Source organism: Asanoa iriomotensis, from assembly GCF_016862515.1.
Classification (GTDB): Bacteria; Actinomycetota; Actinomycetes; order Mycobacteriales; family Micromonosporaceae; genus Asanoa; species Asanoa iriomotensis.
Map to the genome: position 1 here is coordinate 1 of NZ_BONC01000125.1, position 10,764 is coordinate 10,764.

Annotated in this window: 12 protein-coding genes, 2 tRNA genes, 1 other RNA gene and 1 pseudogene; 7 read left to right on the forward strand and 9 right to left on the reverse strand. The window is 65.8% G+C overall.

Annotated features, from left to right (window positions below; genetic code table 11):
- A partial coding sequence (locus Air01nite_RS39410) for a DNA polymerase III subunit gamma and tau (protein WP_203708530.1) occupies positions 1–1,222 on the reverse strand: 1,222 nt, incomplete at its 3' end.
- Between the two features lie 250 nt (positions 1,223–1,472).
- Between Air01nite_RS39410 and Air01nite_RS39415 the strand changes: the two genes are divergently transcribed.
- Entirely contained in the window at positions 1,473–2,456 is a 984-nt protein-coding gene (locus Air01nite_RS39415; protein WP_203708531.1) for a helix-turn-helix domain-containing protein, read from the forward strand.
- 15 nt (positions 2,457–2,471) lie between these two features.
- Here the strand turns inward: Air01nite_RS39415 and ffs are convergent.
- Positions 2,472–2,562: signal recognition particle sRNA small type (gene ffs / locus Air01nite_RS39420), an RNA gene on the reverse strand.
- 81 nt (positions 2,563–2,643) lie between these two features.
- Between ffs and Air01nite_RS39425 the strand changes: the two genes are divergently transcribed.
- The 3 genes from Air01nite_RS39425 to Air01nite_RS39435 all read left to right on the forward strand — a co-directional run bounded on the left by Air01nite_RS39425 (position 2,644) and on the right by Air01nite_RS39435 (position 4,149).
- Positions 2,644–2,728, forward strand: a tRNA-Ser gene (locus tag Air01nite_RS39425).
- Positions 2,729–2,814: 86 nt separating this feature from the next.
- Entirely contained in the window at positions 2,815–3,510 is a 696-nt protein-coding gene (locus tag Air01nite_RS39430; RefSeq protein WP_203708532.1) for a nucleoside/nucleotide kinase family protein, read from the forward strand.
- A 96-nt stretch (positions 3,511–3,606) separates the two neighbouring features.
- Positions 3,607–4,149: a hypothetical protein gene (locus Air01nite_RS39435; protein WP_203708533.1), complete on the forward strand. Its 543-nt coding sequence runs from the start codon at positions 3,607–3,609 to the stop codon at positions 4,147–4,149.
- Positions 4,150–4,158: 9 nt separating this feature from the next.
- Here the strand turns inward: Air01nite_RS39435 and Air01nite_RS39440 are convergent.
- Positions 4,159–4,335, reverse strand: a pseudogene (locus Air01nite_RS39440) (helix-turn-helix domain-containing protein); the annotation flags it as partial.
- Between the two features lie 201 nt (positions 4,336–4,536).
- Between Air01nite_RS39440 and Air01nite_RS39445 the strand changes: the two are divergent.
- On the forward strand, positions 4,537–4,998 hold the full coding sequence (locus Air01nite_RS39445) for a VOC family protein (RefSeq protein ID WP_203708534.1): 462 nt from the start codon (positions 4,537–4,539) through the stop codon (positions 4,996–4,998).
- A 49-nt stretch (positions 4,999–5,047) separates the two neighbouring features.
- Here Air01nite_RS39445 and Air01nite_RS39450 read toward each other — a convergent pair whose 3' ends face one another.
- The 3 genes from Air01nite_RS39450 to Air01nite_RS39460 all read right to left on the reverse strand — a co-directional run bounded on the left by Air01nite_RS39450 (position 5,048) and on the right by Air01nite_RS39460 (position 6,582).
- Entirely contained in the window at positions 5,048–5,995 is a 948-nt protein-coding gene (locus tag Air01nite_RS39450) for a permease prefix domain 1-containing protein (RefSeq protein ID WP_203708535.1), read from the reverse strand.
- Positions 5,992–6,333 (reverse strand): PadR family transcriptional regulator, encoded by a 342-nt coding sequence (locus tag Air01nite_RS39455; RefSeq protein WP_203708536.1) that lies wholly within the window; start codon positions 6,331–6,333, stop codon positions 5,992–5,994. The genes Air01nite_RS39450 and Air01nite_RS39455 overlap by 4 nt, the downstream gene beginning before the upstream one ends.
- A 150-nt stretch (positions 6,334–6,483) precedes the next feature.
- Positions 6,484–6,582: transfer RNA gene (locus Air01nite_RS39460), tRNA-OTHER, on the reverse strand.
- 148 nt (positions 6,583–6,730) lie between these two features.
- On the opposite strand from Air01nite_RS39460, the gene Air01nite_RS39465 reads away from it, so the two are divergent.
- The gene (locus Air01nite_RS39465) at positions 6,731–7,720 is read left to right on the forward strand and encodes an HNH endonuclease (protein WP_203708537.1); all 990 of its coding nucleotides are present in this window, start codon (positions 6,731–6,733) and stop codon (positions 7,718–7,720) included.
- 116 nt (positions 7,721–7,836) lie between these two features.
- Positions 7,837–8,955, forward strand: a complete 1,119-nt coding sequence (locus Air01nite_RS39470) for a pentapeptide repeat-containing protein (protein WP_203708538.1) — start codon at positions 7,837–7,839, stop codon at positions 8,953–8,955.
- Here Air01nite_RS39470 and Air01nite_RS39475 read toward each other — a convergent pair.
- The 3 genes from Air01nite_RS39475 to Air01nite_RS39485 form a co-directional block, all read right to left on the reverse strand.
- Complete coding sequence (locus Air01nite_RS39475) at positions 8,940–9,356, reverse strand: DUF4265 domain-containing protein (protein WP_203708539.1); 417 nt, start codon at positions 9,354–9,356, stop codon at positions 8,940–8,942. The genes Air01nite_RS39470 and Air01nite_RS39475 overlap by 16 nt on opposite strands.
- 101 nt (positions 9,357–9,457) lie before the next feature.
- The gene (locus Air01nite_RS42020) at positions 9,458–9,985 is read right to left on the reverse strand and encodes a GNAT family N-acetyltransferase (protein ID WP_203708540.1); all 528 of its coding nucleotides are present in this window, start codon (positions 9,983–9,985) and stop codon (positions 9,458–9,460) included.
- Positions 9,972–10,764 (reverse strand): GntR family transcriptional regulator (locus Air01nite_RS39485; RefSeq protein ID WP_203708541.1); only part of this gene is annotated, 793 nt, incomplete at its 5' end. The genes Air01nite_RS39485 and Air01nite_RS42020, both read right to left, overlap by 14 nt.

Below are 10,764 nucleotides of genomic sequence, written 5' to 3' on the forward strand. Positions count from 1 at the left end.
GGCCCGCGGTAGGACCCGCCGGCGCCGCTGGGCCGGAATGGTCGTCATCCGCGTCGAAGTCGCCGGCGCGGGCCAGGCGGCGTTCCATGCGTTCGACCCGCTGCAGGAGGCTGGCCTCGTCGCCCGTCGGCAGCAGCATGCGGGCGGTGATCAGCTCGAGCAGCAGCCGCGGCGCGGTCGTGCCGCGCATCTCGATCAGGCCGTTGTGCACGATGTCGGCGGACCGGGACAGCGTCGCCGGGCCGAGCCGTTGTGCCTGGGCGGTCATCCGCTCGAGCTGGTCGGCCGGGCCGTCGATCAGACCCTTGGCCGCCGCCTCGGGGACCTGCTGCATGACGATCAGGTCGCGCAGCCGCTCCAGCAGATCCGACGCGAAGCGGCGCGGGTCGTGGCCCGCGTCGGCGACCCGGTCGATCGTGGCGTAGGCGACGGCGCCGTCGCCCGCGGCCAGCGCGTCGCACATCTCGTCGATCAGCGCGGCGTCCGTCACCCCGAGCAGGGCCACCGCCCGCGCGTAGCCCACGCCCTCCGGGCCCGCGCCGGCGATCAGCTGGTCGAGCACCGAGAGCGAGTCGCGGGCGCTGCCGGCGCCCGCCCGCACCACCAGCGGGAAGACGGCCGGCTCGATCTTCACGTTTTCGGCCTCGGCGAGCTGCTCGAGGTAAGGCCGCAGGATGCCCGGCGGAATCAGCCGGAAGGGGTAATGGTGCGTGCGCGACTTGATCGTGCCGAGGACCTTGTCGGGCTCGGTCGTCGCGAAGATGAACTTGACGTAGTCGGGTGGCTCTTCGACGAGCTTCAGCAGAGCGTTGAAGCCCTGCGTCGACACCATGTGGGCCTCGTCGATCACATAGATCTTGAAGCGGCTGGACGCCGGCGCGAAGAAGGCGCGTTCGCGCAGCTCACGGGCGTCGTCGACGCCGCCGTGGCTGGCCGCGTCGATCTCGATGACGTCGATCGAGCCGGAGCCGTCGGAGGCGAGCGCCCGGCAGGACTCACAGACCCCACAGGGCTCAGGAGTCGGCCCGCGCTCGCAGTTGAGCGATCTGGCCAGGATGCGCGCGCTGGAGGTCTTGCCACAGCCCCGTGGGCCGGAGAACAGGTAGGCATGGTGAAGCCGACCACTGCGCAAGGCCTGCGACAGCGGCTCGGTCACGTGCTCCTGACCGATCACCTCGGCGAATGTCCGAGGCCGGTATTTGCGGTAGAGCGCCAGCGCCACGGGTCCTCCCAACGGCGTCTAGCCTCTCACGCCGCACCGACAGGTTGCCCGCCCCGTAACGGTGATCCGGGCGCCGCCAAAGGACCGGCAACGCCCGGACATCGGACGAGGTAGCCGGCGCAGTTGGGGGGTGAGGGGCCTGCGCCGACTTCGCTCACAGTGGCACACGCGCGACAGCGCGCGGGCGCCGCGGTTGCGTCGTATTTAGGTCATGGCGCATACTCGCCAGCGCTTGACCTGGGGGAAGTAAGTGACCGACACCTCACCGCTCGCCGCGCTCGGTCTGCGGCCCATCGAAGAGGCGACGTACCGCGAGCTCGTCGCCCGTCCGGCCGCGACCACCGCCGAGCTCGCCGCGGCCCTCGACACCACCGTGCCCGAGGCGGACGCCGCGCTGGCCAGCCTGCACGGCCTCGGCCTGGCCGCCCGGTCGGGCGGCCGCTACATCGCCAGCTCACCGACCTTCGCGCTGGGCCCGCTGGTCACCCTGCGCCGCGACCAGCTCCGCCGGGCGGAGCTGGAGCTGGCCAACCTGGCCGCCCGCTACCGCGCGACGGCCGCCGACCGCGCCGCCGGCGACCTGGTCGAGGTGGTGACGGGTGTCGACGTGATCAGCCGCCGCTTCGAGCAGCTCCAGGCGACCGCGACCGACGAGGTGCAGGCCCTGGTCACCGCCACCACGCTCGCGGTGAGCCGGCAGGACAACAAGGCGGAGTCCGAGGGCCTGAGCCGCGGCGTCCGCTACCGCGTGGTGGTCGAGCGCGCCGTCCTGGAGCAGGAGGGCGGCACCGCCGACGCCGCCGCGGCGCTGGCCGCGGGGGAAGAGGTGCGCGTCACCGAACACGTGCCGATCAAGCTGGTGATCGCCGACCGCGCGATCGGCGTGCTGCCGATGGCGGACGAGACCAACCAACCCACCGCGATCGTGGTGCACCGCAGCGGCCTGCTCGACGCATTGCAGGCCCTCTTCGACGCCGTGTGGGAGCAGGCCCGCCCGCTCCAACTGGCCCCCGGCGGCGCCCTCGACGAGAGAGCCGGAGAGCAGACCCTCTCGCCGCTGGACCGCCAGGTGCTGGCCCTGCTGCTGGCCGGCCTCACGGACGCCGCCATCGCTTCCCAACTGGGCATGTCGATGCGCACGGTGCAACGCCGCGTCTCGCGAATGATGGAACTGGCCGGCGTGCGCACCCGCATGCAACTCGGCTGGTATGCGGCACAGACGGATTGGGCCTGACTCGGCCGGAAAGATTAAGGCCCCTCGTGCACCCGTCAGAGCCCGCTTATCCTTGCTGCCTTCCGGCCCTGGGGAGGTTCACAGGATGTACGCCGCACGAGAGGTTGCCCCTAGCCTACCCGGACCGGCCGATCGCCGCGTTTGGGGTGGCCTGGACCGCTCCGGGCGGACCTGTATCCTGTGCGACGGAGGATTCGCCTAGAGGCCTAGGGCGCACGCTTGGAAAGCGTGTTGGGTTAACACCCTCACGAGTTCGAATCTCGTATCCTCCGCGCGTTCTCCGCGATTTCGTGAGTGGGGTCGGTCCGTTGCGGACCGGCCCTACATTTGTATGCCTGTCGATCGGCGGGAGGCTCACGTGGGGCGACGCGACGAGGTGCTGGCGGCGTTGGCGGTCGCCGTGCTCGAGGTGGAGCGGGCGCATCCCGTGCGGGTTGCGGTCGACGGGTGCTCGGCGGCGGGCAAGACGACGTTGGGCGACGAGCTTGCCGAAGTGCTGCGTGGCCACACCGCGCGTGAGGTGATCCGGGTCAACATCGACCGGTTCAAGCGGGCCGTCGCCGCACGGACCAGGTTTCCGCATGACTCTCCCGACAGCTACTACCACGACTCGTGGGACAACGACGGGATCCGGGACGAGCTGCTCGTGCCCCTCGGGCCCGATGGCAGTCGGCTCTATCGCCACGAGCTGATGGACTTCGCCGCCCTCACCGTGCTCGACGGGCCGCCACGCACCGCGACCGGCGACGCCATCCTGGTCGCCGACGGCTGTTTCCTGCAGCGCCCTGAGCTCGACGTGCACTGGGACCTGCGGATCTTCGTCGACATCCCGCTGGCCGAGGTGCTGCGCCGGGGCGTTGTCCGCGACCAGGCGTGGATGGGGTCCGCGCAGGAGGCGGAGCGGCGATATCGCACGAAGTACATCCCGGGCGAGCGTCGCTATCTGGACGAGGTGCGCCCGCACGAGCGCGCCCAGCTTGTCGTCGACAACCGTGACTTCACCGCTCCCCGGCTGACCGACCGGCGGGACGCCGTGCACCGCGGCAACGCGTAAGGCCAGCTCAGCACGCATCCGCTCGTACACACGTTCTATCCACACGCTGTGGATAAACCTGTGGATAACGGCTACGTTGTGTGCTTGGGAGGTCACATGAAGCCACGGTACGTCCCCCTGGTCATCGTCGGGCTGGTCCTCATCGCGCTCCTCACCGCGTATTCGACCCAGCAACGCCCGTCCACGGCCTATGCCAGCGCGTCGTCGTCGGCGACGCGGGCCAGTGTGGTCGACTTCCAAGGCGTCAGCGGCGCGCCGCTCGGCGCGACCGACGCCGATCTGACCAGTCAGGGTGCGATGGCCAAGCCCGCCAACGCGTGCGGGCCGGTGCTCACCGGCGTGAGTGAGGCCCACCCCGTCTTCGCCGACGGCCAGTTGGTGCTGCTGTGGGCCAACCCGCCGCTCAAGACGCCCGAGGGTGTCGGTGTCGGCACGTCGCTGGCCGCCGCAAAGGCGGCGTATCCGCAAGCCACGGCGATGGTCGCGCCGGCGGGGAGCTATCAGTTCGACGGGCTGATGGTGACCAGCGGCGACAAGGCCTATCTCTTCATGCACGACGGGCACACCGTGCGGAAGACGGTCGTCGGCTACACCGACGACGTGCAACGGCTCTTCACCCACGGCGTCGGGAACTGCTGAGGTCAGCTGGCCCGGCACGCCGAGCGCGAGCTCGACCCTGGCCAGCAGTGCGGGCGTCGCCCGGCGCAGCCCGTTTTCCACTCTGGACAAATGGCTCTTGTCGCAGGGCACCCGGGCGGCCAGGTCGGCGAGGCTGAAGCCATGCGCCCGACGCAGCTCTCGGAGTCGACCACCTAACGTCGGCATTTCCACCACCCCCGTGAGTCGAATGGGTCGTCGGGGTCAATGCTGGCCGGTGGGTCTGACGATTCTGCGGTTGCGCCGGTTGCCGGTCGGATCTGTCAACGAGGCAACCCGACGGGTTTCCCGGAAACGGTCCGGCGGCCCGCATTAGCGTGGCCAGTTGAGCCACCTCGTCTGAGCCGCCGGAAGGAGCGCCAGACCGCCATGGCCGAGCAGCCCCAGTCCGTACCCGCGAAAAATCTTTCCAGCCCACTGGCCTCCGCCCGCGGTCACCACGTCGCGGTCCGCGTGCCCGACTACGCCGAGGCGAAGCGCTGGTACGCCGAGATGCTGGACTTCCGCGTCGTCGCCGAATGGTCCTGGGCCGGCCTCCAGCTCGCCTATCTGTCACCGCCGGCCGACGACGACTTCCACCTCGAGCTGTTCGGTGGTGGCGGCATCGACCCGGGCACCTACTACACCAATGTGATCGACAGCCTGGAACGCCCCGGCTATCACCATTTCTGCCTGCGGGTGGACGACGTCGACGCGACCGTCACGGAGCTCAGCACCCGCGGCGTCACCATCTTCGGCCGGCCGTTCGACATCAAGGACATCAACAGCCGCCTCGCCCTGATCGGCGACCCGTGGGGCAACATGATCGAGCTGTCCGCGCCGCTGACATGAAAGGACGCCGGGCCCCGAAACGCGGGCCCGGCGTCGAAGAAGAACAGAATCAGCGGCGGCACGCCTTGACCGTGCTGTCGAAAACGCCCCAGAGCGTGACCGCGATCGTGGCAACCACCGCCACGGTCGCCACCGTGTCCAGGTTGTCGGGCCGGCTCAGCCACTCGAACCGCGCCACGAAGTCGGGGTTGAACAGCCGGTCGGTCAGCAGCAGCCACACCACCGGCACCGCGAACGCCGCGCCCAGCACCGCGTTGACCGCGACGAGCGGCCAGGTCCAACCGCCGGCCCGGTACCTGAGGATCTCGACGACCGCCTCGCCGACCAGCACGGCGATCAGGAACGGCAGCCAGAAGCTCCACAGCGCGGGGTCGAGGATCGGCAGGTTGCCGCCGTCCGCGTCCGTCACCCAGGAGTGGAAATGCTGGAGTGGCAGGTACGCGATGACCAGCGCGAGGAGCGCGACCGCCGCGACACAGTCGGCCAACCCGACCTGCCGCTCGCCGCGCGCCCGCTCCTCGCGAAGCCGGTCGACGCTCCACTCCGGCAGGTTCAGCGGGGTGTTGGTCCGCTCGATGACGGCGAAGGTCAGGGTTGTCCAGAAGGCGACGTGGACCGCGACCTCGATCGCGGTGCCGATCCCCTTGCCTATCGCATCACTGGCGTCACCGTCGACCGCCGCCACCAGGCCGACCACGATGCCGACCGTCGCCGGGACGAACGAGAGCAGCAGCTTCAGCAGGCGTTCCCAGACCAGGTAGTAGGCCGGCCCGATGAGCTGCAGCCGACGGTTCGCATAGCGCGCGGCCAGCGCCGCCGGGTCGCCCAACTCGGTGAGCACCTCGCGCTCGGCGACCGCGACGGAAACGCCGGCCGCCTCCTTGCCGTCGATCATGTCTTCGATGGAGGCGCGCAACTCGGTCGCGATCTCCTCGCGGCGGGCCGCGGGCACCGCTCCGAGGGTGGCGGCGAGATAGCGATCGGTCAGGGAACTCATCGGTCCACTCCTTGGATCAGCCCGGTCATGGAGGTCTGCACGGCGGCCAGGTCGTCGAGGAGCTGGTGCAACACCGTCTCGCCCTCTTCGCTGGTCCAGTAGAACTTGCGCGGTCGGCTCTCCTCGGTGTTCCACTCGCTGGTCAGCAGCCCCTGGTCCTCGAGGCGGCGGAGCAGCGGGTAGAGCGTGTTGGCATCGACCGGGAAGCCGTGACCGGTGAGCCGTTGCAGCAGTGCGTAGCCGTAGTCGGGACGGCGGAGGGCGGCGAGGCTCGCCACCACGACCGTGCCCCGACGCAGCTCCTGCAGATGGGTCCGGAGGATCTCATCGCTGGGCATGCATCACACGATACTGTGTGTCACACACCATTGTCTAGTGATACAGCGTCGTGTGACCGACAATGGTGTGCCACTAGAGAACCGGGCAAACAAAAGACGCCTGGCCGGGTCCTCATGGACCCACCAGGCGTCAGCAGGTAAAGCTAAGAGCGGTGGCGGCGGGATTTGAACCCGCGGAGGGCGTAAACCCTCACACGCTTTCGAGGTCTGAGATCTACCGTCCGGCTCCGTCTAGTACCGTCCACCACCTCGAAAGACTCGCCATCGCGAACGTCTTGGAACCGCGGCGTACGTCGACGAACGAGACCGAAACTGAGACCGGTGGGCGAGTACCCGGCGCGGGTAAGGCCCGGGAGGTGGATGCCGGGCGGTCGTAGGCGCGATCTAACTTCTACGCATGTCCCTCGCCGCCCTGACCCGAGAAGGCGTCCTTGCCGCTACGGCAGAGTTTGACCGGCTCGGTCGCAGAGCATTCCTCAGGTCAACGGGGTTTGGGCCAGCCCGCGCGTACTTCCTAGATCTTGGCGGCCGGCTCTACGACTCCAAAGCCATCGTCGGGTACGCCCACGGGGTCAGCGCTGGCACCCCGCTCTCGCCTCGTGACTTCAGCGGGGGCGACGAGACGGTTGCGCGTCGGCTCGAAGCGCTCGGGTTCAGCGTTGCTTTCCTTCCAAACCCGGACTGGTCACGGGACGAGATCATTTTGGCATGTGACTTGGTCGTGGCTAACGGCTGGCGACAGCTTGCAGCCGACGATCAACGCGTCCATGAACTGTCCTTCCTACTCCAAAGCACTGCAATACATCCCGGTCGCCGCAATCCAGACTTTCGAAACTTGTCAGGCGTTGCTCTCAAGACGTACAACATCGTGGCGCCAAGCAGTAACGGGAACAGGTTGGACCGTGAGGTCTACGACGATTTCAAGGCCGATCCGATCGGCATGCACGCGATGGCTGACCGAATCCGAGAGCTTCTGCTCGACCCATCCATCGCAAACCCGACGCATGCTGATCCGGACGTTGATGACTATGAGGCCAACGAGGGCGGACTCGCCCTACGCGCCCATTTCCGCCGCGAACGGGACCCCAAGCTCCGGCGTAAAAAGATCGCCGAGGCAGAACAACGAGGGTTACGCATCGTGTGCGAGGCCTGCGGGTTCGATTTCGCCAAAGTCTACGGCGCACGGGGCGCCGGGTACATCGAGTGTCACCATCGAGTCGCGCTCTCGGTCAGTGGGCAAACAACTACGCGGCTGGCAGACCTTGCACTGATTTGCTCCAATTGCCACCGCATGATCCACCGCAGCCGTCCGTGGCTCTCGGTCGAGGACCTCAAGAGCCTAATCAGCGGTGGCGACCACGCCGGTACTGGGAAAGCGTCACTCTGATGCCTTCATTTCGTAGCCTAATACGAACGACCGGCCTCGGGTTTCGAGTCATGTTCACTAAGGCCTTCTTTGCCAGCGAGCGAACGCGTGAAAGAGGCAGTCATTCGCCTCGCCTGATGCGATTCTCCCTCAGCCTTGTGATCGCGCTCGCCGGGATCGGTGCTTTTGCCCTTGTGGCATTTGCAGCGCTGGCGTGGGTGCGCGGCTCCGCCGTGCCGCTGCTCCCGCCCCCAAAGACACCAGGCAAGCCCTTGAGTTCCGCCGAGATATATGACCTAACGCGAAGCACCGTCGCGGTGGCTGGACTGGCTGCCGGCGTCTTCGCAGCGGTGTACGCATACCGAAAACAACGTGTGGAGGAAGCGGGGAGCCGGCGATCCGATGCCGAGCAACTATCTACCCGCTATCAAGACGCCGCAGACCAGCTCGGAAATGACAAAGCTGCCGTACGGCTCGCGGGCGTTTATGGCTTATCCCGTCTAGCCGATGACTGGCCCGAGCAGAGGCAAGTCTGCATCAATGTACTTTGCGCGTACTTCAGGATGCACAAGGAAAGCACGGCAGTTTCGGAGGGCGAGCAAGAGGTTCGGAGCACGATCGTTGATGTGCTCCTGGATCACCTCAGTCCTGACCATCCAACTTCATGGCGTGGTTACGAAATGAGCTTCCGCGGATCGTACATCGATCTTGACTTCCACCTCTTGGATGGGCCGGGAGAAGGTTTTATTGACTTCTCGGACGCCGTGTTCTCCGGTTGCCGAGTCGTCGTCTCGAACCCGCACGGCTCCGCGGCGGACGTGTTGAATTTCAAACGTGCGACCTTCAGGAATGGCGCCTCCGTCGAAATAAAGGGCGGATGGGAGAGCGGCGTAATCGACTTTGGCGGCGCGACGCTCTTGGATGCCAAGTTTGACCTAACCTCTCTCTATCTTGATGGCGGCGATTTGGGATTTGTGGGCGCATCCTTCAACGGAGCCAACGTCTACTTTTCGAACGCCCACTTCCGCTCAGGCCAGGCAGATTTCACCAAGGCCGACTTCGCCAGAGGAAGAGTTGATTTTAGCCACGCGCAATTTCACCCTGGCGTGGCACGGTTCGCTTATGCAAATTACGGCGAGGCCGAGGTGATATTTGAGGATGTAGAAGGCGAGAAGCCTGCCGGCGTCCCACCCGCCAAGTGGCTACCGGCAGTCCGCAATCCGCCAGACGACGAAGCGGCCTACTCGACCTCGTAGATGCGTGCGTTCTCTGATAACAACGGACTTATTGTCTCGTAGGGATCATCGGCCATGGGCACGCCGACACTCAAGAGATTAGGTTGGCCCCACTCGACCTGATAGCCCATCTCACGCAGCGCCGCACCCAACTCCGCGCGCCCGCTGCGATCTGGCCAGGGCAGATCGAAAAGTATCCGGGCGGTACGGCGCTTGCGCTCGACTACCTCTATCACCTCAAGCAAGGGCCATACGACTTTCACACGGACTAGATCGCCCATGGCAACGGGAAAGAAGAAACCGTTGTTCTTGAGTTCGTAAGTATCCCTGCCAACCTTGTCCGCCCACATGTTTTCGCCCGGAGCGCCAGCTTCAGTTGAAGAGAAGTGAATCTTTGTCGATTCTCCGATCGGTCCGCTCAATAAGTCTCCGCCCCTCCACTTTTGCCACAGGTGATACCTTGCCTTCCCGGTCCAGAGCCAAGTCTCGTATTTGACACGCCCAAGCAATGCACTCCCCATGTTTAGGACACCTCTCGAAAGCGGGCTACAGGTCGTTCGAATAGGGCGCCCGACCCGCGGTGTGCCAGACGAACCGTGCGTACGTGGCGGAAACCTTGCCGTTCGTAATAGTCCCGTAAAGCCAAGTTCGTGTGCCATGCATCCAATCGCAGCCGCCGCCGTCCCTCTCGGGAAGCGATCTGGTCCGCGAGGTCCAACATGCAGGCGCCGATGTTTCGTCCCCGCATTGCGCGATCAACCACCATCCGGTGAACATATAGGGCCGACTCGGGGTCATCGCCGGCATGCCAAAATTCAGGATCCGCGAAGTCGTCGACAGTTATCGTTCCAACGACGACGCCATCTATCAATGACACATAACATTCGCCATGTTCTACTGAACTCGCTATGCGCGGCCGAGTCCTCTCTGGCGTATTGCTGGCCCATTGGTCCGAGCCAAGGGAGTCAAGCCACTGTCTCGCGGATTCATATAGCTCAGCTATTGTATCTATATCCGCACGCGTGGCCAGGCGGACGTCAGGCTTTGTCATTAGACGCGGGATCCATTCCCTCGCGCTCAAAGACGATTACGTGTCGGTCACCTGGCAGGACGTTAACCACTACCCGAACGGGCGAACCGTCCGCGGTGAGGCCGGTGCAGATGTGGCAGGCAATCGGCGTCCCCGGGCCAAGGTCCAGCCTTCTTACCTCGTCGGGAGTTGGCATACGTACATAGATTTCGTCGAGCGCTCGGACCTGCTCTTGCCCCTGCTCGGCCAGCACCTCGTTCGCACCGCGCGCAATATCGACAGGGCGCATGATCTCGGTATCTTGCACCAGCGATAGTGGGAAATAGCTGTCGTTCGTGTTGTACGGCTCACCGTCGAGATAGCGCACGCGCCGACGAACCACGGCAAGTTCGCCTTCCTTGAGCTTCAGTCGTTGGCGCACCTCGGGCGGCGGCGCCACGATCGAAACGTCGATCGACTGCCGCGGCTCCCGCCCTTCCGCCGAGTGGTCCGCCATAAAGCGGTCCATTTCAGGCGTCTTCGGCTGCGGCCGGAACTCCGTCTGTGGGCGATAGAAGAGCGGTTGGCGATGGCGCACGAAGTACCCGCGTGGAGCTTTCGGGACGATCAGACCTTCGTTCACTAAGGCTGTAAGCGCCTGACGGACCGTCGCACGCGCGACGCCGTACTGCGTGGTTAGCTCGGCCTCGCTGGGTAGCCGGGCGTCCGTCGGCAGCGTGCCATCCGTGATCTTCGCTCGCAGATCTTCTGCGATTTGAGACCACACGGATGCCCTTCCTTGCCTGGTCACCGGCATTCCG

Coding starts and splice junctions, on each gene's coding strand:
- Air01nite_RS39450 (WP_203708535.1), bottom strand. CDS start 5,995: ATGAGTTCCCTGACCGATCGCTATCTCGCCGCCACCCTCGGAGCGGTG.
- Air01nite_RS39445 (WP_203708534.1), top strand. CDS start 4,537: ATGGCCGAGCAGCCCCAGTCCGTACCCGCGAAAAATCTTTCCAGCCCA.
- Air01nite_RS39465 (WP_203708537.1), top strand. CDS start 6,731: ATGTCCCTCGCCGCCCTGACCCGAGAAGGCGTCCTTGCCGCTACGGCA.
- Air01nite_RS39470 (WP_203708538.1), top strand. CDS start 7,837: ATGCGATTCTCCCTCAGCCTTGTGATCGCGCTCGCCGGGATCGGTGCT.
- Air01nite_RS39455 (WP_203708536.1), bottom strand. CDS start 6,333: ATGCCCAGCGATGAGATCCTCCGGACCCATCTGCAGGAGCTGCGTCGG.
- Air01nite_RS42020 (WP_203708540.1), bottom strand. CDS start 9,985: ATGACAAAGCCTGACGTCCGCCTGGCCACGCGTGCGGATATAGATACA.
- Air01nite_RS39435 (WP_203708533.1), top strand. CDS start 3,607: ATGAAGCCACGGTACGTCCCCCTGGTCATCGTCGGGCTGGTCCTCATC.